General features: G+C 36.4%; 28 protein-coding genes and 2 pseudogenes. 16 read left to right on the top strand and 14 right to left on the bottom strand.

The window, feature by feature from the left end; genetic code table 11:
- Positions 1–540: 540 nt before the first annotated feature.
- The gene (locus H5968_RS07805) at positions 541–1,596 is read right to left on the bottom strand and encodes a hypothetical protein (protein ID WP_187039475.1); all 1,056 of its coding nucleotides are present in this window, start codon (positions 1,594–1,596) and stop codon (positions 541–543) included.
- A 180-nt stretch (positions 1,597–1,776) separates the two neighbouring features.
- Between H5968_RS07805 and H5968_RS07800 the strand changes: the two genes are divergently transcribed.
- The gene (locus H5968_RS07800; RefSeq protein ID WP_187039474.1) at positions 1,777–2,361 is read left to right on the top strand and encodes a Uma2 family endonuclease; all 585 of its coding nucleotides are present in this window, start codon (positions 1,777–1,779) and stop codon (positions 2,359–2,361) included.
- Positions 2,362–2,403: 42 nt separating this feature from the next.
- Positions 2,404–2,982, top strand: a complete 579-nt coding sequence (locus H5968_RS07795) for a hypothetical protein (RefSeq protein ID WP_187039473.1) — start codon at positions 2,404–2,406, stop codon at positions 2,980–2,982.
- A 226-nt stretch (positions 2,983–3,208) separates the two neighbouring features.
- Here the strand turns inward: H5968_RS07795 and H5968_RS07790 are convergent, their stop codons facing one another.
- Positions 3,209–3,784, bottom strand: coding sequence for a Uma2 family endonuclease (locus tag H5968_RS07790; protein WP_187039472.1), 576 nt, complete (start codon positions 3,782–3,784; stop codon positions 3,209–3,211).
- Positions 3,785–4,047: 263 nt separating this feature from the next.
- On the opposite strand from H5968_RS07790, the gene H5968_RS07785 reads away from it, so the two are divergent.
- The 5 genes from H5968_RS07785 (at position 4,048) to H5968_RS25560 (ending at position 7,199) form a co-directional block, all read left to right on the top strand.
- Positions 4,048–4,674, top strand: coding sequence for a hypothetical protein (locus H5968_RS07785; protein WP_187039471.1), 627 nt, complete (start codon positions 4,048–4,050; stop codon positions 4,672–4,674).
- Between the two features lie 109 nt (positions 4,675–4,783).
- Entirely contained in the window at positions 4,784–5,197 is a 414-nt protein-coding gene (locus H5968_RS07780; protein WP_187039470.1) for a GNAT family N-acetyltransferase, read from the top strand.
- Between the two features lie 74 nt (positions 5,198–5,271).
- Positions 5,272–6,402 carry an AAA family ATPase gene (locus tag H5968_RS07775; protein ID WP_187039469.1) on the top strand — a complete coding sequence of 377 codons (1,131 nt, stop codon included), beginning with the start codon at positions 5,272–5,274 and terminating at the stop codon, positions 6,400–6,402.
- Complete coding sequence (locus H5968_RS25565) at positions 6,395–6,757, top strand: hypothetical protein (protein WP_255427071.1); 363 nt, start codon at positions 6,395–6,397, stop codon at positions 6,755–6,757. The genes H5968_RS07775 and H5968_RS25565 overlap by 8 nt, the downstream gene beginning before the upstream one ends.
- Positions 6,758–6,956: 199 nt before the next feature.
- Positions 6,957–7,199 (top strand): hypothetical protein, encoded by a 243-nt coding sequence (locus H5968_RS25560; RefSeq protein WP_255427070.1) that lies wholly within the window; start codon positions 6,957–6,959, stop codon positions 7,197–7,199.
- A 246-nt stretch (positions 7,200–7,445) separates the two neighbouring features.
- On the opposite strand, the gene nifD is transcribed toward H5968_RS25560, so the two are convergent.
- Both nifD and nifH read right to left on the bottom strand, forming a co-directional pair.
- Entirely contained in the window at positions 7,446–8,828 is a 1,383-nt protein-coding gene (gene nifD / locus H5968_RS07765) for a nitrogenase molybdenum-iron protein alpha chain (RefSeq protein ID WP_187039468.1), read from the bottom strand.
- Positions 8,829–8,959: 131 nt separating this feature from the next.
- Positions 8,960–9,421: pseudogene (gene nifH / locus H5968_RS07760) on the bottom strand (nitrogenase reductase); the annotation flags it as partial.
- Positions 9,422–9,531: 110 nt separating this feature from the next.
- On the opposite strand from nifH, the gene H5968_RS07755 reads away from it, so the two are divergent.
- Together H5968_RS07755 and H5968_RS07750 are read left to right on the top strand one after the other, a co-directional pair.
- Positions 9,532–10,959: an integrase gene (locus tag H5968_RS07755; protein ID WP_187039467.1), complete on the top strand. Its 1,428-nt coding sequence runs from the start codon at positions 9,532–9,534 to the stop codon at positions 10,957–10,959.
- Between the two features lie 68 nt (positions 10,960–11,027).
- Complete coding sequence (locus H5968_RS07750; RefSeq protein ID WP_137668816.1) at positions 11,028–11,633, top strand: hypothetical protein; 606 nt, start codon at positions 11,028–11,030, stop codon at positions 11,631–11,633.
- 15 nt (positions 11,634–11,648) lie between these two features.
- Here the strand turns inward: H5968_RS07750 and H5968_RS07745 are convergent, their stop codons facing one another.
- The 8 genes and pseudogenes from H5968_RS07745 to nifB all read right to left on the bottom strand — a co-directional run bounded on the left by H5968_RS07745 (position 11,649) and on the right by nifB (position 21,647).
- Entirely contained in the window at positions 11,649–11,885 is a 237-nt protein-coding gene (locus tag H5968_RS07745; RefSeq protein WP_137668815.1) for a hypothetical protein, read from the bottom strand.
- A gap of 344 nt (positions 11,886–12,229) precedes the next feature.
- Positions 12,230–12,886 (bottom strand): hypothetical protein, encoded by a 657-nt coding sequence (locus H5968_RS07740; RefSeq protein WP_187039466.1) that lies wholly within the window; start codon positions 12,884–12,886, stop codon positions 12,230–12,232.
- A gap of 555 nt (positions 12,887–13,441) precedes the next feature.
- Positions 13,442–16,303 carry a DNA methyltransferase gene (locus H5968_RS07735; RefSeq protein WP_187039465.1) on the bottom strand — a complete coding sequence of 954 codons (2,862 nt, stop codon included), beginning with the start codon at positions 16,301–16,303 and terminating at the stop codon, positions 13,442–13,444.
- Between the two features lie 373 nt (positions 16,304–16,676).
- Positions 16,677–17,114 (bottom strand): annotated as a pseudogene (locus tag H5968_RS07730) (AAA family ATPase); the annotation flags it as partial.
- Positions 17,115–17,332: 218 nt separating this feature from the next.
- Complete coding sequence (gene nifU, locus H5968_RS07725) at positions 17,333–18,235, bottom strand: Fe-S cluster assembly protein NifU (RefSeq protein ID WP_096572699.1); 903 nt, start codon at positions 18,233–18,235, stop codon at positions 17,333–17,335.
- Positions 18,236–18,373: 138 nt separating this feature from the next.
- The gene (gene nifS, locus H5968_RS07720) at positions 18,374–19,585 is read right to left on the bottom strand and encodes a cysteine desulfurase NifS (RefSeq protein WP_187039464.1); all 1,212 of its coding nucleotides are present in this window, start codon (positions 19,583–19,585) and stop codon (positions 18,374–18,376) included.
- Positions 19,586–19,710: 125 nt separating this feature from the next.
- Positions 19,711–20,049: a 4Fe-4S binding protein gene (locus H5968_RS07715; protein WP_187039463.1), complete on the bottom strand. Its 339-nt coding sequence runs from the start codon at positions 20,047–20,049 to the stop codon at positions 19,711–19,713.
- Between the two features lie 164 nt (positions 20,050–20,213).
- On the bottom strand, positions 20,214–21,647 hold the full coding sequence (gene nifB / locus H5968_RS07710; RefSeq protein WP_187039462.1) for a nitrogenase cofactor biosynthesis protein NifB: 1,434 nt from the start codon (positions 21,645–21,647) through the stop codon (positions 20,214–20,216).
- A gap of 1,470 nt (positions 21,648–23,117) precedes the next feature.
- Here nifB and H5968_RS07705 point away from each other — a divergent pair.
- From H5968_RS07705 to H5968_RS07680, 7 genes are all read left to right on the top strand, one after another.
- Positions 23,118–24,062, top strand: a complete 945-nt coding sequence (locus tag H5968_RS07705) for an NAD(P)-dependent alcohol dehydrogenase (protein WP_187039461.1) — start codon at positions 23,118–23,120, stop codon at positions 24,060–24,062.
- A gap of 60 nt (positions 24,063–24,122) precedes the next feature.
- Complete coding sequence (locus tag H5968_RS07700) at positions 24,123–24,368, top strand: type II toxin-antitoxin system Phd/YefM family antitoxin (protein ID WP_096568597.1); 246 nt, start codon at positions 24,123–24,125, stop codon at positions 24,366–24,368.
- A complete protein-coding gene (locus tag H5968_RS07695; protein ID WP_187039460.1) occupies positions 24,365–24,769 on the top strand; it encodes a type II toxin-antitoxin system VapC family toxin in 405 nt (134 codons plus the stop codon). Before H5968_RS07700 ends, H5968_RS07695 begins: the two co-directional genes overlap by 4 nt.
- A 57-nt stretch (positions 24,770–24,826) precedes the next feature.
- Positions 24,827–25,396, top strand: coding sequence for a Uma2 family endonuclease (locus H5968_RS07690; protein WP_187039459.1), 570 nt, complete (start codon positions 24,827–24,829; stop codon positions 25,394–25,396).
- A 61-nt stretch (positions 25,397–25,457) separates the two neighbouring features.
- On the top strand, positions 25,458–25,613 hold the full coding sequence (locus H5968_RS07685) for a type II toxin-antitoxin system HicB family antitoxin (RefSeq protein ID WP_370569757.1): 156 nt from the start codon (positions 25,458–25,460) through the stop codon (positions 25,611–25,613).
- Positions 25,614–25,633: 20 nt separating this feature from the next.
- Complete coding sequence (locus tag H5968_RS25555; RefSeq protein WP_370569756.1) at positions 25,634–25,762, top strand: hypothetical protein; 129 nt, start codon at positions 25,634–25,636, stop codon at positions 25,760–25,762.
- Positions 25,763–25,766: 4 nt separating this feature from the next.
- Positions 25,767–26,087, top strand: coding sequence for a transcriptional regulator (locus tag H5968_RS07680; RefSeq protein WP_137667205.1), 321 nt, complete (start codon positions 25,767–25,769; stop codon positions 26,085–26,087).
- Positions 26,088–26,090: 3 nt separating this feature from the next.
- On the opposite strand, the gene H5968_RS07675 is transcribed toward H5968_RS07680, so the two are convergent.
- Together H5968_RS07675 and H5968_RS07670 are read right to left on the bottom strand one after the other, a co-directional pair.
- Positions 26,091–26,426, bottom strand: a complete 336-nt coding sequence (locus H5968_RS07675) for a DUF5615 family PIN-like protein (protein WP_187039458.1) — start codon at positions 26,424–26,426, stop codon at positions 26,091–26,093.
- Entirely contained in the window at positions 26,410–26,733 is a 324-nt protein-coding gene (locus H5968_RS07670) for a DUF433 domain-containing protein (RefSeq protein WP_187039457.1), read from the bottom strand. The genes H5968_RS07675 and H5968_RS07670 overlap by 17 nt, the downstream gene beginning before the upstream one ends.
- Positions 26,734–26,754: the final 21 nt, after the last annotated feature.

Below are 26,754 nucleotides of genomic sequence, written 5' to 3'. Positions count from 1 at the left end.
ATTTAACGGAAAAATCAGACATCTAGATATACCAAATGCTTCGCCCTGCCCCCATAAATAAGTTCCATAATTTCTTTTCTGGAGGTGTCTATTATAGCAGGAGTCAGGAGTAAGACCCTATTAGACATCTCCAAAATAGAATGTATTAATTTGTCATAAGTTGTAGGGGCGAAGTAGGGGCGAAGCATTCGAGCGATTAATGATCGGTATTCACCAAAGGATATTTTCCGAATGCTTCGCCCTTACAGGGCGATAATTTAACGGAAAAATCAGACATCTAGATATTCCAAATGCTTCGTCCTGCCCCCATAAATAGGTTCTATAATTTCTTTTCTGGAGATGTCTATTGGGTTGAGAGTTTCATGATTCATTGATGTCCTAACTGCTCTGTCTACGGCTATAAAACTGTCAACCAGGATAGGTAAAAATTAGCATCTTCGCCAACTCAAAAAGTGTGACATTTGCATTGTGTTATGCGATCGCCAAATTATCAAATTAATTAAGTATTAATTCAAAAAAAGCGATCGCCTGATCAATTAATTATCTACTGTAATCGCAGACTTGAGGAGGAACTTGACCTGATAAAAGTCCAGTCACTTTAAAAGGTTGTGCAGAACTTGTGGGATCAAAAGAAATCAAAGAAGCATCAATCACCTTAAAATCACCAGGTGCATTTAAACGCCATAATTTTGGAGTTTTAGCCACAGGAAAAGGTTGATCAAAACAGTAAGCATTAGTATCACCATGCAGCAATAAAACAGGTTTATCTAACTTTGCTGCCAATGTCTCTAACTGTTCACAAAATCCTTTGTAAGCATGGTTATTCAAACATCTGCTGTACACATCTCCGGTGCTACCATCAGGAGCAAAAGGATCTAACTGAGTCGCTACAACTATAGCAGATGTATCACTATTTTTGGCTAAATCAAAAGCATGATCGAGCCAAATTTCATTTTCTTTATCTCGTGCATCTGTCAGTTTTTCAACTGTCTGAGGATCATCAAGAAATATCTCTGTCCGACCATTATCTGTACTCACAATATGTTGCGTTACAAACCGGACACCTTTATAAAACCAAGTCTCATTTTCTGGTAAACTGCTTTGTTGTTCATATCGCCATTCAGGATTGACACTTTTAGGCTGACTAAATAATACCCGTCGAATAGCATTCAATCTTTCTAACTCTGATTGTCGTACCTTGAGGTTTTCGCGATCGCAATCAGTCCAATCATTATCCCCTGGTGTATAAAACACTGGTTTAACTATTTCATTTTTCCAAAAAGTCTGACTCTTCTCCAACCAAGCATCAGAACAAGCTTCTTGTGGACGACCAAGATCACCTAGATGAATCACAAAAGGTATATCATCATTCTCACGAAATTTTGGCGCAATATCTTCTATTAAAACCTGCTCATCAGTCCTACCATCTGCCAACTTCACCAAATAAGGTATATCACCATAAGCAGCAAAAGTGACTGGCGCTGTAGAACTCGCAGTTTCTGCTTTTACCCCAGTTGTGAAAACGAAAAAAAACACTAAAACACCCACAACCAACTGCAACAGTCGAGGATGCTTAGAAGTCAATTTGTTTTTCATTGGAAAAATGTCATAAAAATCACGTTCGTTAATATTTTACGGTGTATTGTCATTAACAGGAATACTGCTGGATCTTAAATCTTTCTAAAGAAATGCAATCATCAACATAACCAGCCAGTGAATCAAGAAAAAATATTAAATTTGTAGCTATAATCAAAACAAACTTCTCAAAATTCTGATATGATAGCAATTATCCACAAACCGCCAAAAATGACCTTTGAGGAATATCTCAGATGGGAACTTAACCAAGATATTCGCTATGAATATATCAACGGCGAAGTTTTCGCCATGACTGGTGGTACAATTCCCCATAATGATATTGCTCTCAATCTTTACAGACCTTTATATTCTCATCTCCATCCTCAAGGTTGTCGAGTCAACGTATCAGATGTCAAAGTACAAGTTAATCCCAACAGCATCTACTTCTATCCTGATCTTGTTGTTAGTTGTCACCATGAAGATATCAACGCTCGCAAATTTATTCAACATCCGCAATTAATTGTAGAGGTGCTTTCTCCCAGTACAACCAATAAAGATAAAGGAGAAAAATTCAGATATTATTTAACAATTCCCTCCCTACAAGAATATATTTTAATTGATTCGGAAAGAATATATGTTGAGCGTTATTCTCGAGGAGAAGGGAGAATGTGGCTTTACTATCCCTACACGACTGGAGATATAATTACATTATCAAGCATTGAATTTGAATTTCCCATTGAATTATTATATGAAGGTGTAGAATTAGAGACAGAAACAGAAAATTAAACTCGAATCTTCAACCTAGAAACAAAGGAGAACATGAAAATTATGTCCAAGCGTAAAAAAAGCAACCTGCAATGGATTAAAGAAACCCTCGAACTAGATCCAAACCATCACTGGGAAGGACCAGAAGATTATAAAATATTTGTCGCTGGTAGGGGTGCAGTGCGGTTTAACGTTCCCCAAGATTGGGTATTTGAACCCAAAGAAAAATCCTTTAAATTCACAGATAAAAAACCACCTAATGATGATTGTTGTTTAGAAATTTCCTATAATCATTTACCCCCCAATGATTGGACATTATTTCCCCTCAAACGCACCTTAAAAAAAATCATAGAAGATGATAAGCGTGATGTCATTGAAACAGGGGAAATCATACAAGTTAAACGCCAAACAGCAAAAATCATGTGGGGACAAATTAAATTTATTGATACCCAAGCAGAACCTAGAGAAGCATATTCTAGAATTTGTGTAGGTTTAGGTTCTAATATTCAATGTTTAATTACCTTTGATTATTGGGCGGATCAAGCAGAACAATTAACACCTATTTGGGATGAAGTGATGCGGAGTTTAACACTAGGTTTATATATTCGTGATCCGCGCACTGGTTTAGCTTTTCCTGATTAAAGGAAAACAAAAGAAATTAAGATTTCCACCAAGAAAGAATTATGAAAATCTCTCTTAAAACCTCATTTCTCTGTGTTCTCTGTGGTTCGTTTATTTCTTAACTTTTGCCTAAAGGTGTGTCAGATTATAATCAGATGATAAAGATTATAAATTTAATCATTTTCTTACTAACTTATCTGTTGTACACACCTTACCAACTTACACATAATTTGAAAATCAACTAAAACTAACTTTCTATTTCTTCCTCAGTAAAAACAGGAGGCCATAATTCAGAAATAGGTAATTCCCAACCTGGTAAAAGTTCAGGAATAGTTAAAACATCATTGTTGTTAAAAACGACAGGTTCACCTTGAGAATGATAAACTGTAACAGTTTCTTCATCAGGATCAATTAAAATTCCCACCACTGCACCCAAATTAATAAAATTGATAACTTTTTTTTCTAAGGTTTTAATTCTATCACTTTGAGATTTAATTTCTACTACTAAATCAGGCACAAGTTCACCAAAATAACGGGGACTTTGACGCAACCTTGCAGCACGCACAAAAGAAACATCGGGAGCGGTTAAATTGCTATCTGGTAAAATAAACCCACCCGCAGAATCAAAAACTCTTCCTAAACGACGGGGATTAATCCAAGCAAAGAGAAAAGCTATTAAACGACTAGAAATTTCACTAGAAACTATATCTGATGGACCCACAATAGAAATGCTCCCATTTTCTAATTCTAGATCATAATCTAAACCTGCATCATTGATAGCACTTTGCAGTTTTTCCACATCTTTAATTGTCATGATGGGCATAGTTTTTTACTCCTTGTGGTGATTTGTTAATTGTAGCATTTGTCTGAATCAGGATGTCCAGGATTTTAGGATTTACAGGATGTAATTGATTATTTTTTAAAATTATGTTGGGTTGCGCTGTTGCTTAACCCAAGTTACAGACTAATCCTCACATGGATTGGTGGTTAAATGTAAATTTTTGTTAAGGTATAATAGGATAACTTAGTGCTGTGTTGTACTATGTTAATCTAATATTTAGATATAAACAATTCATCATGCAAATTATGATTGAAGTTAATCTTAATATATTACATCTAGAACTGAGAAAAATATCAAGACTTTTTGTGGATTTGATTCTCATTTATTTAAATTTAATTATTTCCAAGCCTTGTTTTTCTTTGCCAGGAGACAGTATTGAAAAATCCATCAAACATATTAACAGGAATCAGCTTGGAGAAGGGTTGATTTTCAAGCCATTTTATATTAACTCTGTCCTAGCTCATTATGAAGCTATAATTCAGTTCCAAGGTAATAATGTCAAGATAATTGTTGGTGAAAAAGTCTCTGCTGATATGCAAAAGAATTACAGTGAAGCAGTTTTTATCGAAAACTCATCAATTGGACAATCTCTGAGCAAAAAAGGATATAATTTAAGACGAGATCAAGCAGTTAATGAACTTATTAGCCGTATTTGGGGTGAAGCAATTAGCCAAGACTTTATTAATTCTCGATTTATAGACCGTTATTATGAAAATGGTAGACATCGCACTACATATCAAGGGAAAAAATTTGGTTATATTGCATACTATGCTGATTATGGTGATCGTTTTTTCCGATTTGATATTTATTCTTTGAAGGATTGGGAAACCTTTCGTATACCAGGTGAATTTGAGGAAAGAGTCAAATATTGATTGTTTATACAAATATATTTCTCACTAATATGCGCTTGTCCACTAGGCTACGTCATCAGATCAGAAAATTTGATCGCAATACAATCAATCTATAGAATGGATAACATCAATGAAAGAAATAAAAGCACCTCAAGGGATTCAAATAAAAAGAAACTATGAAAAAGAAAAGAAGATCGAAGAAATTAACAAAATAAGATATTTTTGTTACGAAATTTATTATCAAAACCTAGACATAGGTGAATCAATCTATAAAATAAAACAAGATCCTGAAATTCACTGGTATATAGGAACTTTCGTTATTGACGAACAGTATAGGCAAAAAGGGTATGGTTCATATCTGCTTAAATATTTGTGTAATATAATGTGGAGTGAAAATAGCCTTCCTATTATTATTTATCCTGCACCTGTCAACTGCAAAAAAGAAGATTTCATAGATTGGTTGACTAAAAGAGGGTTTGTTGAAAACCATGATATCCTACCTGGTAAGATATATTATTCTTTATATCCTCAATGCTTTCTTTAGTATAATGTTTTTACCAAAATAGTAATTGCAATTTTCCAAATAGCAAATGATAATGAACAAATTAAACCAACAATATGTTACAAAGTCTAAGTCTTCATAATTTCAAAAGCCATAAGTCAACAGAGTTTAGTTTCGACAACTCGCGATTACATGGACTTGTAGGAAAAAATAGTGCTGGTAAAACCAGTGTCCTCCAAGCATTACATAATCTCAGCAGACTTACTGCCTCACCCTTTAAAAATATTTTTCAGTATGATAAATTGCCCCAATTTATTACAACAATTGGTGAAAAAGATATGTCTGTTACTGCAAGTGGTTTTTGGGGTTATAAAAATCGCCAAAATTGGCAAGCTGCCTATAATTGGAAACAAGAAAATCATGATTATTGGCATCCCACAGCATCATATATAATAAATGAAACAAAAGAAAATTTAGCAGGATGGACAAGTTCTTTCAGTAATTCTCCAGATGTAATTCGTAAGTCTTTACGACATACAGTTTATCTCAAATTATCTGCAAGTAATCTCGCCAAACCAGCTTACAGTGATGAAATTACCCCCAGAGTAGAATTTGATGGATCAGGATTAGCACCTACCTTAGATTTTCTCCGTGATGAAGCACCAGATAAATTTCAAATCATAGAAGAAATGTTAAAAAAAGTTGTCCCAAATGTCCAAAAAATTGGTATTAGACGGGCAAAAGTTCCAGTCATTCGTCAACGTTTAATAGAAGTTGATGGTCGCTCTATTTCCTATGATCAAACTCAGGAAATGACCGGACAAGAAGTAGTGTTAGATATGAATACAGGTGAACGTATTCCCGCCCATGCAATTAGCGAAGGAACAATGTTAACTTTAGGATTATTAACTGTATTGATGAATCCTACTCAACCTAATTTAGTGTTATTAGATGATGTGGAACAGGGATTACATCCCCAAGCACAACGTCAGTTAATGAATGTTTTTAAAGAGATAATTACTGAAAATACTAACCTGCAAATTATTTTTTCTACCCATTCTCCTTATATTCTTGATGATCTTGAACCTTCTCAAGTTCATGTATTAAATAATATTAACTCAGGCTTTACAGTTACTAAACGCTTAGATGAACATCCTGATGTAGAATGGGCAAAAGAAACCTTGACAACAGGTGAATTTTGGGATGCTGAGGGTGAGGAATGGGTAAGAGGAGAAAACAATGATTGATGAGTTTATTGTTATAGTTGAAAGTGGTGCAGATGCTAGAACTGCTACTAAGTTAGCCGAGCGAGTTTTAAAAGAAAAAGTGAGTTGGTTAGATGATGATATTCTGCAACATTGTTTTCAGTGGAGTGGCTTAATAGAAGGTACAAAATATTCTTGCTGGAAAAATATCAAAGAGGATATTCCAGAACAATTAAAATCATTGGGTTATAAAATTCCAAGATATAGAGGTCATCCAGGTCATAAGGATGGAGCAAACGCTATTAAAACCCTCACAATAGTTAGTGTTTTACAAAAAAAACGAAATATTAGAGCCGTAATTTTTATACGCGACACAGATACAAAAAAAACAAAGTGAAGAACGTAGTAATGCACTTGAAAAAATACGCTTAGAATATCTAAAGGACAATGAACAACCGAGTTCTGAAAATGACAGTGTAAAGCAAAAATTAGAAATTATTATCGGTTTAGCTGATCCAAAACGTGAAGCATGGGTTTTAAATGGGTTTATTGCGTCTAATGATGAAAAGGTAATTTTAGAAGATATCAAAACTCAATTGAATTTTGATCCTTGCATAGAACCTGAAAGATTACGTTCTACTTCAGAGAAAGACACAGAAAGAATCAGAAATATTAAATTTGTAGTGGAACAACTCACGGGAAAAGATATGGAACGAGAAAAACTATGTTGGGAAGAAACAAGTTTAGAAATTTTACGTGCAAGAGGTGTGAATACTGGTTTAACCGCATATCTTCAAGAAGTTGAAGAAAGATTAAGTGTGATTATTTTATCTGAGTGATGAAGATTATTGAATTGAGAGCGATCGCCATATTTAGGCTAATAAAATTCTCAATAAAAAAGTTTTATATTAAACATTCTTGATTTAAGCCAAATTTAAGCCAAGCCTCAAACCCTGAAACATCAAATCCTTACCACTTGCAGTTATCCATAAACAATGTTATATTAGAACATAATAAAATCAATTTAGGCTAAAAATTAAAATCTCATAATTACCCAACTAAAAAACCTAAAATTACCGCACCTTTCAACAAACATCATCAAGTTCGGAGTAATCCCAAGAGTGCATTTGACGGAAAGGAAGACCCATCTTTTGGAATACATACTTCTCTTTCACACCAGAAGCAATTAAGTCTGGCTTCAGAGCTTTAACAAACTCTTCAAATTCAAAAGCGGTTACGTCGTCATAAACGATAGTACCGTTTTCAATGTAGTGAGTAGTACGTTTATAGTCGTCATTATGAGCGAACTCATAACCAGTACCTACCAACTTCATACCCAAATCTTGGAAAGCGGGTACAACGTGACGGGGACGTAAACCACCAACCATCATTGCAACTGTCTTACCTTCCAAACGAGGACGGTACTTAGCAACGATCGCATCCATAGAAGGCTGATATTTAGCAATAACTTTCTCAGCGTTTTCTTGGATCTTAGAATCAAATTTAGCAGCGATCGCTCTTAAAGATTCAGCAATCTTGGTAGGACCGAAGAAGTTATATTCCATCCAGGGAATACCATAAGCTTCTTCCATGTGACGGCTGATATAGTTCATAGAACGATAGCAGTGGATGAGGTTGATCTTCACATTAGGAGTCAACAACATCTCATTGATAGTACCGTCACCAGACCACTGAGCAACAACACGCAAACCAATTTCTTCTAACAGGATACGGCTTGCCCAAGCGTCACCACCGATGTTATAGTCACCGATGATTGCTACGTCGTAAGGAGTACCTTCAAACTTGAGAGTACCGTCTTTCTTAGCTTTGTCTGCTCTGGGGAATACCCAGTCACGGATTTGGTCGTTAGCGATGTGGTGACCCAAGGACTGAGACACACCACGGAAACCTTCGCAACGTACAGGAATAACGGGTTTACCGAGTTTTTTAGCAGCTGTCTTAGAAACCGCTTCGATGTCATCCCCAATTAGACCGATGGGACATTCAGATTGAACGGAAACACCACGGTTTAAGGGGAATAATTCTTCTAATTCTTCGATCAGTTTCAATAACTTCTTGTCTCCACCGAACACGATGTCGCGTTCTTGGAAGTCAGAAGTGAAGTGCATAGTACCGAAGGTATCAACACCAGTTGTACCTAAGTAGTAGTTACGACGACCAGACCAAGACCAGTAACCGCAACCTACAGGACCATGGCTGATGTGGATCATGTCCTTAATAGGACCCCAAACCACACCCTTAGAACCTGCATAAGCACAACCACGAGCGGTCATTACACCTGGTAAGGATTTGATGTTAGATTTAACACCACAATCTGTTTTACCTTCTTCGTGTACATTGAGGTGCTTTTCGCGCTTCTTAGCAGCCTTTTCGGGATAAGCTTTAAGAACGTCTTTAATCAGTCCTTTTCTTTCTTCAACAATCTTCTTGTTGTCTGGAGGAGTCATGTCTGGCCTCTGTTAGCTCTTTTAGATATTGTTTAGGTAGAGAAGGGGAAGTTAATCCCCACGCTTGGGGAGGAAGGTAAAAAGGAAGTGATGTAGAGTGTTCCTTTTTCCTATTCCTCAATTACTGAATACTACTTAGTTGCAGAAGCGGGCTTACCAATGATTTCAGCGTGCTTAGAATCATCGTCAAGAATACCGTATTCGATCAACAGAGCTTCTAATTCATCCATTTCTATTGGGGTAGGAATGGTGAGGTTCTTGTTTTCGATGATCTTCTTAGCTAATGCACGGTATTCGTTAGCTTGGTTGCTGTCGGGAGCATACTCGTTAACGGTCATACGACGCAATTCTGCGTGTTGAACGATGTTGTCACGAGGTACGAAGTGAATCATTTGGGTGTTCAAACGTTTAGCCAAGGTTTCGATGAGTTCGTGTTCCCGGTCAGTTTTACGGCTGTTACAGATTAAACCACCTAAACGTACACCACCGGAGTGTGCATATTTCAAAATACCACGAGCGATGTTGTTTGCAGCGTACATCGCCATCATTTCACCAGAGGTAACGATGTAGATTTCTTGTGCTTTACCTTCACGGCAAAGATTATTTATCTCATAAAAATAGCTGTAGAATGTTCATTTTAGACTATGTTTGCGGTAATCATTGTCTAGAGTGAACGGTTTTTTTATTAGGGTAAATCTAGGGTATGGACAGAACACAGGAAGCATTTGCCGATTTTCACCAAACAGCTATTACCGATGGGGGATATTTAGGTAGAATGCAAGCAGTAAATGAACAAGAAAATCATCTAACGGCAAAATTAACTACAGAATTAAAAGCAATTAATGGTAGATTAAAAGCGGCTAATGTTGGTGTTTATATCCGCAAATCTGGCAATTCTTTACAGTTGAGATGCACTTTACCTATTAAACCAGGGGATATTGATAAAAACGGTAGCGGTACAAAACAATATGATATTTCTTTGGGTATTCCTTTTAATTTTGATGGGTTGAATACTGCGGAAGAAGAGGCTTATGAATTAGGAAAGTTAATGGCTAGAAAACAATTTCAATGGACTGATAAATATTTAGGGAAAACTCGGATTAAAGCTAATTTAAAAACCATTGGTGATTTAATTGCAGATTTTGAGAAAAGTTATTTCCAAACTCGCAAACGCACTTTAAAAAGTGAAAATACTTTTAGCAGTTATTTTTATCTTGCTCACAAGCATTTACCCAAGGATAAACTAGCGATAGATGCTAATTTTATCGAAGCTGTGCAAAATTGTACTTCTTCCGATAGTGTGAAAAATGAGTTAATTAAAGTAATTCGGGTTTTGTGTAAATGTTCTGGTTTAGAAGTCCCAGAGTTAAGTAATTTAAAAATTAAACCTACTGCAAAACGTAAACGGGATATTCCCACTGATGCAGAAATAGAAAAAGAATATTTTAAGTTTGAAAATTACGCCATTAACCGTCCTAGTAAGTTGATAACTAGGGAAGATAGAAATAATTGGAAATTGTGGAGATGGGTTTATGGAATGTTAGCCACCTATGGTTTAAGACCGATTGAAATTTTTGTCAAACCGGATTTAGATTGGTGGTTATCTGTTGATAATACCATGAATACATGGCGAGTTAATGAAGAATGTAAAACCGGAGAAAGGGAAGCTTTACCATTATATCCTCGTTGGGTGAAAGAGTTTAATTTAAAAACAGATTTAGAAGCAATTGAATTATTGAAATTGAAAATTCAAGATAAAATAACGAGTAAAGAAATTAATGCAGCACGACATGGTACAGATAGATGGTTTAGATTTGTCGGTGTGAATTTTCAACCTTATGATTTACGTCACGCTTGGGCAATTCGAGCGCATTTAATGGGGATTCCTATTAAAGCGGCGGCTGATAATTTGGGTCATTCTGTGAATATGCACACATCCATTTATCAGAAGTGGTTTAGTTTGGAAAATCGGAAGGTTGCAATTGAGGAAGCAATTAAGAAAAAATCGAAAGTTGAAGAATTGCAAGAGATGGTAATAATGTTGGAACAGGAAAATGAGAGGTTAAGAATTGAGAATGAAAGATTGAAATTGCAGATGGGACACAGTTTGATGAAAATTGAGTTAAGATAAGATATTAGCCTCACTCACAGACACTGAGGCGCAAAAATAATTTTATAAAACTAGGAATGTTACAAGATATGTCTTATAGTCAATTTACATCTATAGGTAAGGTTAAAGAAGCTTTTGGGTTAAAAACTCAGGAAGGTGGGCGTTTTATTCCTGAAGTTGCCAAAATTGAACCTTCTACGACGTTAACAGCATATTTAGCAGAAAGTTTACCCCTTGCTGCTTCTGCTAGTGAAAAAGCACGTTCTGAAGGGATTATTTATCCAGTTTTGTTAGAAGTAAGAAGAATTTTAAATCGGCAAATTAGTTTATTTTCTGGTGAAGATTTTACAGTTGATGAGTCGGTGGGATTAAATGGAATATGTGACTTTCTGTTAAGTCGTTCTCCTGAAGTGTTGGAAATTGAAGCACCTGTAATTGTGATTGTAGAAGCCAAAAAAGCAGATTTAAGAACTGGGTTTGGACAGTGTATTGCAGAGATGGTAGCTGCACAGAGATTTAATCTTGCTAAACATAATCCTCTTAGTATTGTTTATGGTGCAATTAGTAGCGGTACACAATGGCGATTTTTAAAGTTAGAGGGTGATATTGTAACTATTGATTTAGCTGATTATCCTTTACCTCCTGTAGATGAAATTTTAGGGATGTTGGTTTGGATGATTGAAAATGGTGGATAGTCAATTAATAATTTCCTACAGTTCAGGAATATGCAGTTCAGGAATATGTTCATTTTCATAGTTTTCAATTAAAACTCCTATGACTTCCATCAGAGATGCAAGAGGATGATTTTCATCTTCACCAACTTGATCTATCAGAGAATCTAGTATATCAACTAAGTGTTCATATTCCTCTTCTGTGTGAGTAAAAAAGACGTTTTCGGCAATGGATGACCAAGCATTAATGGTTTTTTCAAGGTTTAAAGTTTGCATTATTCTTTCCACTTTCCTTCATCATATAGGACTAATATTTGATTTTTGAACAGAACTCCGTACATGGTTCGGCTTCGCTCACCATAAATACTGACAGCCTTCTTTCCTGTTCCCTGTTCCCTGTTCCCTGCCTCTACGAAAAATTCATGAATCAAATCGGATCACTATATTCTGAATGTGTTAGCACAGCACGGATATAACCAAACACCAAAAAAGCGTTAGCGAAGCTTACCGAAGGTATCGCACCCATAAACCACAATACCGGAAATGGGATTCTTGGGTCGCGTTTCGCTATCGCTCTCAACAAACTACAATACCAGAAGACCTTTTAACGTTTATATGTCTTACTTACTGTTATTGCTTTTATTCTGCTGAGTTGTTTTGAAGATTGTAGGAGAAAAGCGCAAAGCTTCGTCCTGCTTTTGTTGTTCACGAGCTAAACGCTGTCTCGATTTTAACGTTTCTCTTAATAAGTACCTAACCCAGCTATCTAAATCTGCCCCAAATTTATACTCATCAAGCAAAGCTTCTTCTAAAAAACCCAGAAATATTTGAACCAAATCAGAAGTAGTCAGTTCTAGATAGCGATTAAAGGAATTTGATTCTTCAGGCCAGTGAGGTAAAGTACGATCCCCTAAACCCATATCTTTCGCTAATTCAATTAGATCATAGTAATCTGTGTACCAAATATCCTTATAGTCCATATCAGGAAATATCCTGGCGTTATTACCAAGGTATACTATTGCTTTCACAAGATTATTAATAACTCGCTGTTGTTCTGGAGCAGAGTAATGTTCTTCGATAGCTGCTATCAAACTCCGCCCCAATTGATAACCTCTTTGAGAAGTTATCTGTTTATCCCTTTCCAATTGGTCTTTTGAAAGTTTTTCACCCTGAAAATATTCGCTTTGAGGCAAGCTGTCATGATTTATTCGCGCCGCATCCAATTCAGGATTATGAGTACCGGAAATGAGCGTCTGTAGTAGCTTTAAAAGTGACATAGCAAAAGATCCTCATGTTTACTAAAAACTTTTACAATTATAATGTGTAGTGTAAATTTTTGGTCGGAGTGCAAAAGTGACAGAAGAAATTGATTTGATGAAACTTGTAATCGAAGTAGATGATGAGCTTATTCAAAAAGGGATATAACCCTTTGCACATCCTATGCATAATTACTTAACGATTACACAGTGATTAAACTGCGGCATCAGTGCATTTAAATATAATCCGCTATTTAACGCTGTAAATCAGATATATAAAGAACTATATCATTTAACAGATTTAGTAATTTCACTTATCCATATAGAAACATTTATGTTTCGAGATGTCTTTTTTCCTCTACGTATACCACTTATTTTTGCCGACTTTCCGCACTTCAAGATGTAATACGTTAATACCTCAATAAATTTTACAAAAAATGTTGATATTATTCAGTATTTAAACGTATGAATTATAGCCCTTCGGCGATCGCTATTCAACCACCATTAACCCCAATTTTCGTAATTTTCATGTATTACAAAGCGAAGTGCAGAATGTGGGGTGTAAAACATTAAATTTCAATCTGGCATTTTCACACAATCATCTGTAATAAACTCACTAGCATCAGTTACACAGGGAGGTAAACCAGGAGCTATTACAGGTAAATTTTTTGCTTCTCTATCTGCGACTTCAAAATTTAATTCCAGCAAAAACTTTAATACATCTTTTGTTTTTTCCATACCATAAGCCTCACGAACTGCTTTGTCAAGTTCTTCATGTGCTGTGCGAAGACGGTTTTTTCCTGGTATTTCTAGGGTGCGATAAAGTTCGCGTAAACTCCATTTATTTTCTGTCATAATTTGTTGTCTTAACTCTCGTAATTTAACTGCTGCTGCGGCTACTTTCTTCACCTGTGATAATTTGGGATTTTGAGGAAAAGGAAAAGAATCAAAAACAGTATCAGAAGTATAGCGAAAATCTCTTTTTAAAGTTGAGCATCTTTCATTAAACCATTGCCAATGAATATCAGATTGTAAAATTCCGAAAGAATAATCATCTGATAACGGGAATACTTGCAGAGCATCATTAGGATGTATTGAAGAACTAACAAACTCAAAAATTGGACGTTTAGTTACTCTTGCACAAGCAACATATCTCGGAATGAGAGAAATTTTCTCCAACATTTCCGGCCTTCCTCTCCAAAATCTCCACCAATGACGAAAGTGTGATTGACGTGGACCATTCTCTTTACCAGTTTGTTTTCTCTCATCATTAGCATTCTTTTCTATGGTTGGAAAAACATTTTTCTGAATATGTTCAAATGCTAGGCTATGTTTCATAGCTGAAACAGAATCTTGACAATGATTCATATCAATACAGTAGCGAGATGTAAGACTTTTATAATTCCCTAATAGACTATTACCTATTAAGTAAGGATGAATTACAGATTGAGAAGATTCATCTTTAGCAATTATTTTCGCTTGTTGTGCAGTGAGTAAAAATCCTTTATGTCCGTGAGTTTGTCCTTGATAGCAAGCTCCTGAGTTGATATTAACTAAAAGTTTTTTTGCTTGAGTAACATCAAGTTTTGCAGATAAAGAAGAGTTAATTTTCTCAAGTTCTACAACTTCCCAAGGACTATCTACATCATCTCCAACTTGAGTATATAATTTCTTTTGACCTGATTCTTCACCTTTGATCCAATTAACAATGGAAACATGAACAACTGCACTACCTGACCAAACTTGAGTAGAAACTGCTTCGGTAATTGTTCCACCATTATTGACTATATAATCTAAACCGCCTTCACGGGAGTAGTTTTGACGGATGGTATTTGTACCAACCAGTCCAGCGCGTCCACCTGTGCTTAATTCATCATGGGTACGACGAAACCAATAAACACAATAATCTGCTCTTCCTGGTACTTCTGGATATTTTTCTCTTAGTTGACTAACATAATCTTCTCCATATTCTTGCTGCATTTTGTTTTTTGATTGATAGGGAGGGTTGCCAATAATTGCATTTGCTTTTACCCAATCACAAAATAAAGCATCATCACAGCGAATATTTTGATCCAAATTATCCAGAGGAAGGGCGCGATCCATTTCTAAAGATAAACTGGTTTGTGCTACATTAAGTAGCTGATTTTCTTCATCTAATGCTAATTTTTTAGCAATCATTAAAGTTACTTTTGCTAGTTCTACAGCAAATGGTTTAATATCTAATCCATAAAATTGGTTTGTTTTTACTAAAGATATTGTGCCTATACTAGATGTAGTTCGCAGACTGAAATTATCATGGATTTTGTTTAATAAACTGGCTTCTAATCTCTTGATTTCTCTATAGGCAACATAAAGGAAATTACCACTACCACAGGCTGGATCAAGGACTTTGAAATTAATTAATTCCTGTCTGAGTGCTAGTAATTCATTTAGCTTATTGGCTGCATCAATTCTTTGTTGCCAGGGTCTAACAATTGTGGGTAAAACTACTTTTTGAATGTCTGCAGGACTGGTATAATGTGCGCCTAAAGCATGACGTTCTTCTTTGCCCATGCTAGATTCAAATAATGTCCCAAAAATAGCAGGTTCTACTTTTGACCATTTTTCTGACGCTGCTGATGCTAATAAATCGAGTTCGCCTCTAGTTAATGCAATTGGTTCAACTTTAGAGAATAAACCAGCATTAAAATAAGGAACATTTCGATAACGGCTATCTTGAGGTGCAGGACGGTCACTTCCCATTTGATTAAAAAGTCCACCAATTAAATCATAAGAACTGATTTTATTAGTACGACAATCATCTAAAAATTCACTAAATAATCCTCTAGGTAACAAATCAATATCTTCTGCAAATAAGGCAACAACGCACTGAAGAATAAATTTTTGGGCAATGTCTTTTTTTTCTCTTCTTTCCACTAAGCGATTAAAAACTTGAGCAACGTTATCTGCTGCTTTGCGTGTAACGTCAACTAAGTTGTTATTGAATAGCGGTTTACGATTTTCAGGAAATAGGAAGTTTAAGACGGTATAACGATTTTGTAAATCTTCTAATGTGACTTTATCTAATGGTTCTTGTAATTGAATATCAAAGTCATAAATCCAAAATTCATCAAAGTTACAAAGAATTACATATTGTGGACGATGGGGAACTAATTCCAGCCAATATTCAAAGGCTTGTTGATAGTGTCTTTCTAGTTTTTCACCCCGTTTTTTCATTTCCATTAGTAACCGAGGTCGCCAAAGTAAATCAGCAAATTTGGTAGATTTGCCTTTAACTTTTACGCGATATTCTAATTCTGCTCCTGCTTCTTTATAACCTTGATGGTTGAATGCTTGAAATAGGCGATCGCAAAATACCTGTGCTTCTCCTTTTTCATCACCCTTCAACTGGCGAGCATATTCAACAAAACTGATAATTTTATTGCGTGTATCTTCCATTTGACTGTCAAAATATAATAAAAATTTACAAGAATATATTATACACTATAATTATATATGTATGTAAAGGATAACTGGGAGAATCGGCATTTTTAACAAAATGTAATAAATGTTTTATTTTTGTTTTATTTTGCTGTATTTCTGATGGTTTATTCACAATCAAATATCACTGTAAAATAACCAATGAGTAACCAGTAACCAATTTAGCAAAAATCATGTATCCCCCTTGACACAAGGTAAAAAATAGGGTAAACAAAACCATAAAACCCAAACAAAAACCCCATTTCCCCAAAAAATCCCAGGGCAAAAATAGGGAACAAAAAAACAAAAGTCCTCAAACAATTGCACCAACAAAAACCCTAAACAACCCCCCTTTACCTTCACGGATAGGCATAGCGAAACCACCACATACAACGTCACCTAATACGTCGTAGGAAACGAAGTCTAAGTCTGTGTAAGCACCGTTTTCTTCCAAGAAGTTAATAGCGGTGATAATACCACGACCTGCACAACCTACACCGGGTTCTGGACCACCAGATTCAACGCACTTAACACCACGGAAACCGGTCAACATTACTTCATGGAGTTCGAGGTCTTCTACAGCACCTCTTTCAGCAGCCAAGTGTAATACTGTGGTTTGAGCCTTAGAGTGAAGCATCAAACGGGTAGAGTCAGCTTTAGGGTCACAACCTACGATGAGAATGCGTTGACCCATTTCAGCCATAGCTGCGAGGGTGTTTTGAGAGGTGGTAGATTTACCGATACCGCCCTTGCCGTAGAATGCTATCTGTCTAATTTTTTCGTCGCTCATTGTTCCTAGTTCCTAGTATTAGTGGTTTACTGGTCTTTTGTTTGTTGGTTTCTCACGCCTTGTATCTACGGCAGTGAGCGTGTAATAGAACGTCGCAGCTTATGGAGGCGATCGCTCTACCAAACATAGATTTTGTGTTGTGTTCATAGTGTTTATTGGGTTGTAAGAATTACTGTTTTGTTAGTTGTCAATTGTCAATTCTCAATTGTCAATTGTGACTAAACTTCTTCAACAATGATGTTTTTGTTAACGCGATCGCGCAATCTCGATTCAATCGCAATCTTCAAAGTTGCAGTGCTACTTGGACATGAACCACAAGCACCTTTCAGAATTACTTTTACCTTATCGCCTTCAATATCGTAAAGTTCAACATCTCCCCCATCGGCGATTAAAACAGGTCGGACTTCTTCATCTAATACTTTTTGAATTAGGGCGATTTTTTGCACATTAGTTAATGGTTTTTGTTGCCCTACTGTGGAAATTTCTTTGTTAGCTGTTGCGCTATTTTTACTGGCGATTTCTTTCTCATACTCTTGCTTAACTTCTTTTATTATATCATCAATCTTCGCTAAACAAGAACCGCATCCGCCACCAGCTTTTACATAATTTGTTACCTGTTCTGCACTGAAGAGGTTATTCTGTCTTACTGCTTTCTTGATCTTAGCATCAGTTATTCCAAAACAACTACAGATTAGGACACCTTCATCATCGTCATCATGTGCCGCTAAAGGAATACCACGATAGTTATAAATCGCAGCTTCTAAAGCTTCCTGACCCATAACAGAACAGTGCATTTTCGCTTCAGGTAAACCGCCCAAATATGCAGCGATTTCCTTATTTGTTACCTGCAAAGCTGCATCTAAAGTTAGACCTTTAACCATTTCAGTTAAAGCACTAGAAGAAGCGATCGCACTGGTACAACCAAAGGTTTGAAAACGAGCATCAAGAATTTTATCGGTTGCTTCTTCAATTTTCAAATGTAATCTTAAAGCATCACCACAAGCAATACTTCCTACATCACCCACAGAAACCTTTACACCAGGTTCATGATTATCTTCAATTGCGCCTTGGTTTTTGGGTTCGTAAAATAATTCTAATACCTTATCAGTGTAGTCCCACATAGTTAATTTTGGATTTTGGATTTTGGATTTTAGATTTTGGATTGATGATTGGTAATTGGTGATTGGTAATTGGTAATTGGTAATTGGTAATTGAAACAATATATTTGCTATTACCCATTACCCATTACCTATTACCCATTACCTATTTACTAAAGTTTGCTCATGTTGTTGTAACCAACTTGCATCATCATTTTTGAAGGGAGATAATGCACGTAGTTTTTCAACAATTTCTGGCATGACTGCAATTACTTGATCAATTTCTTCCTCAGTGGTGTAGCGACAAAGACTGAAACGAATTGAACCATGTAAAGTAGTGTAGGGTAAACACATTGCTCGTAAAACGTGAGATGGTTCAAGAGAACCCGAAGTACAAGCAGAACCAGAGGAAGCACAAATACCATGCTTATTCAAAAGTAACAGAATTGCTTCACCTTCAATATACTTGAAACCGATATTAGAAGTGTTAGGCAATCTATTATTTACATCACCGTTTACTTGACAATCAGGAATCTTAGCAAGTAAACTTTGTTCGAGGCGATCGCGCAATTTTCTTTCTCTCTTTGTCGCCTCTTCTAAGTGTAACAGTTCCAGTTCCGCAGCTTTGCCTAAAGCGATAATTCCGGGAACATTTTCTGTACCTGCTCTACGTCCTCTTTCTTGATGTCCACCGATTAAGAAAGGACGGAATCTCACACCACGTTTTACATACAAAGCACCAATACCCTTGGGAGCGTGAATTTTATGACCAGATATGGTTAACATATCAATTGTACTGGTCTTCATATTCAAGGGTACTTTACCTACCGCTTGTACTGCATCAACGTGAAAGATAGCTCCATATTCTTTAACTCTAGCACCAATTTCTTCAATTGGAAAAATTGTGCCGGTTTCATTATTGGCATACATTACTGTTACTAAAGCAGTGTTGCCAGTGAGAGAAGCTTCCAACTCATTCAAATCTATTTGTCCCTTATTATTAACAGACAAATAAGTAACTTGATAACCTTGAGTTTCTAACTGTTTGCAGACATTTAAAACAGCCGGATGTTCTACCTGGGAAGTGATGATGTGGCGTTTATCTGGTTGAGCTAATAACGCTGCTCTAATAGCTGCATTATCACCTTCAGTACCACAACTTGTAAAGACAATTTCCGATGAATCTTCTGCTCCCAATAAAGCTGCAACATTTTCTCTAGCTACTTTCACATCTTTAGCTAATTGACCGCCAAAAGTGTGCATACTAGAAGGGTTGGCATAGTAGTCCGTCAAGTAAGGTAGCATCGCCTCGACAACTTGAGGATCTACTTTTGTGGTTGCATTATTATCGAGATAGATGCAATTCTTTAACATTTCACTCACTATTTACTTAGTTATGATTTATTACTTATTGGATTTGGGTAATTGGTGATAGGTAATTGGTAATTGGTAATTGCTAAAAACTTCTTTACTGTCACCTGTCACCTGTCACCTGTCACCTAAATCGCTGCTTGTTGTTTTTTCAATTGTTCCGCTAACTTTTGGGAATAAGTGTTATACCAGCGTTCCCAATAATCTTGTTTATTGGTTAATTTTGCAATCACGCGGTTATAAGTAGCAAACCACATTTCCCAATAATCTGTTGATTCTTCTACACAACCACTAGCTGTAGGACAAACTGCTTTACATTGAGGAACTGTGTAAATAGTATTGGCGCAGTTTGTACACTTTTCAGAATCAATTACGTGCTTACCTTCAACTTCTTGAATTGCACCATTAGGACATACAGACACACAAAGATTACAGGAAATACACTGGCTAGTAATTGTGTAAGCCATGATTATTCTCCTTTGAGGTTTTGGGCTGTAGTAATGGGTAAATAGAGAAGGCAAAAGTGAGAAGTAAAAAGAACAGTATTCTTCAAACTTTTGAACGCCAGTTGCTTCAAGTCGGCAGAGCCGCCCAACGCACTGGCTCCTTTTGACTTCCTAAATATTCATTACTATTTCGCCTTTACATACTGCTCGTAAAACTCTAAAGCAACTTTTTCGATTACATCGTAAGCTTCAACAGTCTGTATGCCGGCTGCGTGCAGTTTCTCTTTAGGACAGTTGCCAATTTTGGAAACTAAAACCGCTTTGCAATCAGCAATTGCTTTCATTATATGGTCTGCGGTTGCTTCTTCACCGTATCCACCTTGACAATATTGATCAATTCGCCGATGTCCTGCATAACGAACTTCATTTCCATCAACTTCGTAAACTTGAAATTCCTTCGCGTGTCCGAAGTGTTGGTTAACTAAACCACCGCCTTTAGTGGCAACTGCAACGAGAATTTTTTCCTTAGTAGCTGTTTGTTTTTCAGCCTTAACTTTCTCTTTCGCTAGTTTAATTTCTGCTCTAAATTTCTCAATTCCTTCCTGTACTTCTTGACGTTTTTCTAAGTCATATTCTGGGGACATTTCCAAGAATTTCTCTTTAGTAAATTCCTGGCTGCGGTCTTCTCCTAATAATCCTACCGCATCGGCACGACACTGGCGACAGTGACGCATCATTTTCATATTACCAGAACATTGATCCTGTACTTCTTTCAGTTCTTTGTTTGTTGGTCCACGTTGACCAGTTAAACCAAAATGTGTACCATGTTCTGGGGCAGAAATTAGCGGCATGATATTGTGCAGGAATGCACCATTCTCACGAATCATTTTGTTAACTTCTACCAAGTGTTGATCATTAATTCCGGGAATCATCACAGAATTAACTTTACACAAAATGTCAGCTTCTTTTAAAGCTTGCAATCCTTCCATCTGCTTTTCTAGCAGAATTTTCGCACCTTCTACACCTCTATAACGTTTGCGTTTATAGTGAACCCAAGAATAAATTTGTGCGCCTATTTCTGGGTCAATGGTGTTAAGGGTGATGGTAACGTGATCTATATTTAATTGTTTGATGCGATCGATGTATTCTGGTAGCATCAAACCGTTGGTTGATAAACAAAGCTTAATATCTGGTGCTTTATCTGCAATCAACTCAAAGGTACGAAATGTTTTTTCGGGGTTTGCTAAAGGATCACCAGGTCCAGCAATTCCCAGAACTGTCATTTGGGGAATTTTACTCGCTACAACTAATACTTTATGTGCAGCTTCTTCTGGTGTTAGTAGTTCGCTAACTACTCCCGGACGGCTTTCGTTAGCGCAGTCATACTTGCGGTTACAATAGTTACATTGAATATTGCAAGCAGGAGCAACAGCAACGTGCATCCGTGCATAATGGTGATGCGCTTCTTCGCTGTAACAGGGATGGTTGGCGATGCGTGCTTTGAGTTTTTCGTCCATTTCTGGCGCTGTGTTACTATCGCAACCGCAACCACCAGATTTGGCTTTGAGATTGGGTTCCTGTTCGGAGGAGGTGAGGAGTCCTGTAGCCGGTAGTGTCATTGAATTTCGCAAACGTCGGTGGACTAGATGGCCACTGTGGGAGATGCCGTTGCTCCTTCCAATGCCTATGAACTGAAGTCGCGTTTATACTCTATTTGCCCCAAGGGTTAATTTGGCAATAATATCAATTTTGGTAATTTATGATAGATTCTAAATTTTGGTGACATTTAATTCAAAATCCCAAATCTAAAATCTAAAATCTAAAATCCAAAATTGATCAGGCAATTAATCCTTGAAGTTTGGCTGGTGTGTGTTAACTTTGGGTTTTGGGTAGACGGGTACAGCCGCGACTTCCTTTCACTTCAGGCATGGTGCTATCTCATCCCTCCACTTACTTTTCGCTGCTGATTTGTTAAGGAGCGTTAAGTAATTGGCGATAAATGATTTATAGCAGCACTTTTCATAAGGCTTTTTGCTATCTCTAGGATAGGATTTATTGGATTTATTATCTTTGTACTCAAAAATATAAATCCTCATCTCTGCAAGGATTACAATAATTAAATAATATTTTTTCGGGTATGGGTGCTAGTATTTTTTAGTTGGGGTACGAGCATTTATGAAGTGGGGTTCAGGATTTCTTTGTACTCATTCAAAACCCAATACCTGTCAGGGTTGGGATAAGATATTAGTTAATTTTTGCTTACATTTACAATGTACTCAAATCCTGATTTCTTTCTTCTGAAAGTCTTAATATATAAGGAATTTCAGGATTTTAGCTACATTTATAACTCTTTTCCTAAAGTCTTACTAAGTCCGAAAGATGCCTATTATATTCTGTATCTAGAATAGCATTTTTTTTCAGATAAAAATGCAGTTTATATTTTTTTAATTTTTCGGTAAGTATTCAGCTATCAGTAATCAGCTTTCAGCGAGTCGTTAGATTTTAGCGAGAGCATCCCAATTTTGAAAAAATAACCATAGCAACACCAAAAAATCTCTTAAACTCTCTTACCTTTGTGTCCTTTGCGTCCTTTGCGGTTCAATCATATCAGTCCCTTAGATCATTTTTTCCGTGAGATCAAAATAAACTTACACATTTGGGATGCTCCCGATTTTAGCTAAAGGCTGTCATCGTTTAATAATACTATAGTCTTAATGCAGATAATTTGCAAGTAATCTTATTTTGTTTAAGGGAGGGAATAGAAATAAGCAATCATTTATCAGTAATCAGTAATCAACTTTCAGATGTAAATATACAGGTTGATGAAATTATACTTTTTGAAAGTTTTTCATAATTTCTCAGGTTTCACAGCTTTTTAACAGGGAAATTTACAGACTAATATTTGTGTTTTTTATGATTTTTGCTGATGGCTGAATGCTGATGAATAGGGAATAGGGAATGAAAAATAATCTCAAGTTAGGTGACAGTTGACAGGCAATGGTAAAAAATAAATAAGTCTTGCTGAACTTTTGGCAATGACTAAACTATAATTATGGCAAACAAATATATATATAAGGATGGGAATTTTTATGAAAGCTATGGTGATACGTCGTTATGGTTCTCCTGAAGTCTTGCAATATGAAGAGGTAGAACAACCAAAAATCAAACCTGATCAGCTATTGGTGAAGGTTCACGCTAGTAGTGTTAACCCCATTGACTGGAAAACCCGCAAAGGGATGATAAGCATTTTGACTGGAAACAAATTTCCCCTGATTCTTGGTTTTGATGTCGCTGGGGAAGTGGTGGCAGTTGGTTCACAGGTGACGCGCTTTAAAGTAGGAGATGCTATTTATGGCAGTACCAGCTTTCCAGGGGGTGCTTATGCAGAGTTCGCTGCCATCCCGGAAAATTTAGCAGTTGCCAAACCCACCAACATGAGTTATGAACAAGCAGCCACCGTCCCATTAGCAGCGTTAACGGCTCTCCAATCCCTGCGAGATTTGGGAAATATGAAATCAGGTCAAAAGGTATTGATTAATGGTGCTTCGGGCGGTGTAGGGGTGTTTGCGGTGCAAATTGCTAAGGCGTTGGGTGCTGAGGTGACTGGTGTTTGCAGTGCTAAAAATTTGGATTTGGTGAGGTCTTTGAACGCAGATTTAGTTATTGACTATACGCAACAAGACTTTACAAAAGGTAATGTGCAGTACGATATTATTTTTGATGCGGTTGCTAAAAGTTCATTTTCTAATTGCAGAAAGGTGTTAACGCCCAATGGGGTTTATGTATCAACTTTGCCTATACCGGAGGTAATTTTACAGAGTATTTTCACAGCGTTTCTTCCTGGTCAAAAGGCGAAAATTGTTTTGGAAAAGCCGAATAGTCAGGATTTGGGTTATTTGAAGGAATTAATTGAGGCTGGGAAGTTACGGACAGTGATTGATCGCACATATCCGTTACAAGAATTAACAGAAGCTCATCGCTATAGTGAGGGTGAAAGGACTGTGGGGAAAATTGCCATTGCTGTTACGGCTTAAATAGTTTGCAGTAATCTGAAAATCGTACTAAACTTAGTTTATAAACTTAGCTAAAAAACCGTGGAAACTGTAAATATCCATCAAGCTAAAACAAATCTTTCACGTCTGTTATCTCGTGTGGAACTGGGTGAGGAAATTATCATCTCTAACCGGGGTGTTCCTGTGGCCAAGTTAGTTCCTTTTAGTGTCTCATCTAATAGACGTGACAGTTTAGGGCAAGATAAAGGACTTTTTGTAGTACCAGAAGACTTTAATGCACCCTTACCAGATGATATTTTGGCAGCATTTGAGGGTAGTGAAGAGTGAAATTTTTATTGGATACTCAATGTTGGTTATGGTGGTTTGCCCAACCAGAGCGTTTAAATGAAGAGGCGATCGCACAGATAGCTGATGAAAACAACGAACTATGGCTTTCTGTTGCTAGTGTGTGGGAAATGGGGATAAAAGTGGCGATCGGTAAGTTACCATTACCAGAACCACTGGATGGTTATATTTCTAGTCGCATGGTGCGGTTAGGTGCAAAATATCTGGAAATTACAGCTTCTCATGCACTTAGAACAGCTATTTTACCCTTACATCATCGAGATCCTTTTGATCGAATGTTAATAGCTCAGGCACAAATGGAGGACACGACAATTATTACGGCTGATCCAATGTTTAAAGAATATCAAGATACTGCTATTCTTTGGGCTGCGAATAAAAATTAAGAAAGTTAGAAAAAAGTTAGAAAATTATATCTAGTAACATTATTGAGTTAACAAATTATGATTACCACCGTTGAGCGTCGTTATAGTTTAGATGAATATCGAGCTATTGAAGAAAAAGCGGAAGGACGTAATGAATATCATGATGGAGAAATTGTACCCATGCCAGGAGGATCATTAAGTCATAGCCGTATAGGTCGAAATATTTTGACATATCCTACCTATCTGCTGCGTGATACTCAATTTGAAGCTATTAACAGCGATTTACGGCTATATATTCCTCAACATAACCAGGGAGTATATCCTGATGTTATGGTTTTTGATGGTGAACCACAACTAAATGATAATCGCAAAGATGAGGTTTTAAATCCTATTTTAATTGTGGAAGTATTATCTCCTTCTACAGCAGACTATGATCGTCAAAGTAAGTTTAGAATGTATCGTTCAATTCCTAGTTTTTGTGAATATTTATTAGTTGAACAGGATGAAGTTTTTATAGAAAAATATAGTAAGCAAGATCAAGGTTGGTTATTGGGTGATTTTAATGATTTAGAGAAATCTATTTTTTTAGAGTCTGTAGGTGTAGAATTACCGATTAAAGAAATTTATCGTAGTGTTAGTTTTGGGTGAATAGTTTTGCTAAAATAGTAATTTGTATGGTCTTAATAATTTTAAAAATCTGAAACTAAGAGTGATTCTAGAACCAAGTGATGAAGGTGGATATACCGTTTATGTTCCCTCTTTACCTGGCTGTATCAGTGAGGGGGAAAATATAGATGAGGCGTTAGCAAATATTAATGAAGCTATAGAGTTATATCTTGAACCTGAAGTAAAAGCTAGTAACTAGATTATTCAAAAAAGGAAGGCATGAGCGCAGGTGATAAATCAGGTGGAAGTGAAAGTCGTTTTTATAAGCAACTGATCAAAACTGCTGATGCTAGATTTGATGCACATTTAGCTCAACTAAAAAAACAATCAGAAGAAAAGAAAGGATAAAACAATGGGGAAAACTTTAAAGGAAAAATTAGAACAGTTATCACCAGAAAGACGACAAAAAATTGAAGAAGAATCTAAGTTGCTAATTGCTGAAGAAATGGCACGACAACAATTGAGATTAGCACTTAAACTCACTCAGGAACAAATGTCAGAAGTAACTGTTTCTCAAATGGAAAATCGTACTGATTTAATGCTTGCAATTTTGCGAAAGTATATTACTGAGATGGGTGGTGAGTTGCGTCTTGTTGTTGAATTTCCTAACCATCCACCTATTAATATATTAGATATCTCGGAAATTGAAGAATTGGAATCAAAAGCGAGTTAATTTTCATAAAAACTCAAGTCGATTCTTCATATCTTCTGGTTCAAGTGTTTCCCAAATTAGAATTAAAGTATTTAATATTTCACCAATTGAACGACGTTTTTGATCACAATATGTAATTCCTGCATGATTTATACCACTACGATGAAGCATGACAAAATCATCATCATGAGTTATCAAGATCCGGTTTTCAGATAAAGCAAAAGCAATTTGTTCTCTATCTGACACACCAATTAATCCTGCTTCTGAAGTTGTAGTCACATTGATTCCTCGGCGAAGTAAACCTAACGCAATGGCATTACTAACACTTTCATCTAAATGGAACTTAATTTTTTCTGTCATTGCGCTGTTTCAGTTTTTGTTGCAAAATCGAAGCAGTTTGTGCTTGGATTTCTTGGATGAAAGCTTCTGATTCTGATATTTGTTGCCTAATTTCTTCTGGATGATCATGATAATATGCTAACGCTGCATAGACATCGGATAAAGTAATACTAGGATAGTGGTAGAGAATTTCATCAGGTGACATTCCCATTTGTTCATGCCAAATCACAATATCTTGAACTCGAATCCGATGTCCAGCTATCCGGGGTTTTCCTCCACAAATACCGGGAGTGATTTCTATATGTTCTTTGATTATGTTAAGGGACATATCTATGATTTAGAGAATTAT

Source organism: Sphaerospermopsis sp. LEGE 00249 (genome assembly GCF_014299995.1).
In the GTDB taxonomy this organism is placed as follows: Bacteria; Cyanobacteriota; Cyanobacteriia; order Cyanobacteriales; family Nostocaceae; genus Sphaerospermopsis; species Sphaerospermopsis kisseleviana.
This window is presented reverse-complemented; position numbering and strand designations above follow the sequence as displayed.

What these genes read in the sequence shown, in the direction of transcription:
- nifB (WP_187039462.1), bottom strand. Translation starts at nt 21,647, where the DNA reads ATGACACTACCGGCTACAGGACTCCTCACCTCCTCCGAACAGGAACCC.
- H5968_RS07800 (WP_187039474.1), top strand. Translation starts at nt 1,777, where the DNA reads ATGATAGCAATTATCCACAAACCGCCAAAAATGACCTTTGAGGAATAT.
- nifU (WP_096572699.1), bottom strand. Translation starts at nt 18,235, where the DNA reads ATGTGGGACTACACTGATAAGGTATTAGAATTATTTTACGAACCCAAA.
- nifD (WP_187039468.1), bottom strand. Translation starts at nt 8,828, where the DNA reads ATGACTCCTCCAGACAACAAGAAGATTGTTGAAGAAAGAAAAGGACTG.
- H5968_RS07750 (WP_137668816.1), top strand. Translation starts at nt 11,028, where the DNA reads ATGTCTTATAGTCAATTTACATCTATAGGTAAGGTTAAAGAAGCTTTT.
- H5968_RS07795 (WP_187039473.1), top strand. Translation starts at nt 2,404, where the DNA reads ATGTCCAAGCGTAAAAAAAGCAACCTGCAATGGATTAAAGAAACCCTC.
- H5968_RS07775 (WP_187039469.1), top strand. Translation starts at nt 5,272, where the DNA reads ATGTTACAAAGTCTAAGTCTTCATAATTTCAAAAGCCATAAGTCAACA.
- H5968_RS07735 (WP_187039465.1), bottom strand. Translation starts at nt 16,303, where the DNA reads ATGGAAGATACACGCAATAAAATTATCAGTTTTGTTGAATATGCTCGC.
- H5968_RS25555 (WP_370569756.1), top strand. Translation starts at nt 25,634, where the DNA reads ATGAGCGCAGGTGATAAATCAGGTGGAAGTGAAAGTCGTTTTTATAAG.
- H5968_RS25565 (WP_255427071.1), top strand. Translation starts at nt 6,395, where the DNA reads ATGATTGATGAGTTTATTGTTATAGTTGAAAGTGGTGCAGATGCTAGA.
- H5968_RS07670 (WP_187039457.1), bottom strand. Translation starts at nt 26,733, where the DNA reads ATGTCCCTTAACATAATCAAAGAACATATAGAAATCACTCCCGGTATT.
- H5968_RS07745 (WP_137668815.1), bottom strand. Translation starts at nt 11,885, where the DNA reads ATGCAAACTTTAAACCTTGAAAAAACCATTAATGCTTGGTCATCCATT.
- H5968_RS07805 (WP_187039475.1), bottom strand. Translation starts at nt 1,596, where the DNA reads ATGAAAAACAAATTGACTTCTAAGCATCCTCGACTGTTGCAGTTGGTT.
- H5968_RS07740 (WP_187039466.1), bottom strand. Translation starts at nt 12,886, where the DNA reads ATGTCACTTTTAAAGCTACTACAGACGCTCATTTCCGGTACTCATAAT.
- H5968_RS07790 (WP_187039472.1), bottom strand. Translation starts at nt 3,784, where the DNA reads ATGCCCATCATGACAATTAAAGATGTGGAAAAACTGCAAAGTGCTATC.
- nifS (WP_187039464.1), bottom strand. Translation starts at nt 19,585, where the DNA reads ATGTTAAAGAATTGCATCTATCTCGATAATAATGCAACCACAAAAGTA.
- H5968_RS07680 (WP_137667205.1), top strand. Translation starts at nt 25,767, where the DNA reads ATGGGGAAAACTTTAAAGGAAAAATTAGAACAGTTATCACCAGAAAGA.
- H5968_RS07785 (WP_187039471.1), top strand. Translation starts at nt 4,048, where the DNA reads ATGATTGAAGTTAATCTTAATATATTACATCTAGAACTGAGAAAAATA.
- H5968_RS07675 (WP_187039458.1), bottom strand. Translation starts at nt 26,426, where the DNA reads ATGACAGAAAAAATTAAGTTCCATTTAGATGAAAGTGTTAGTAATGCC.
- H5968_RS07705 (WP_187039461.1), top strand. Translation starts at nt 23,118, where the DNA reads ATGAAAGCTATGGTGATACGTCGTTATGGTTCTCCTGAAGTCTTGCAA.
- H5968_RS07690 (WP_187039459.1), top strand. Translation starts at nt 24,827, where the DNA reads ATGATTACCACCGTTGAGCGTCGTTATAGTTTAGATGAATATCGAGCT.
- H5968_RS07780 (WP_187039470.1), top strand. Translation starts at nt 4,784, where the DNA reads ATGAAAGAAATAAAAGCACCTCAAGGGATTCAAATAAAAAGAAACTAT.
- H5968_RS07755 (WP_187039467.1), top strand. Translation starts at nt 9,532, where the DNA reads ATGGACAGAACACAGGAAGCATTTGCCGATTTTCACCAAACAGCTATT.
- H5968_RS07715 (WP_187039463.1), bottom strand. Translation starts at nt 20,049, where the DNA reads ATGGCTTACACAATTACTAGCCAGTGTATTTCCTGTAATCTTTGTGTG.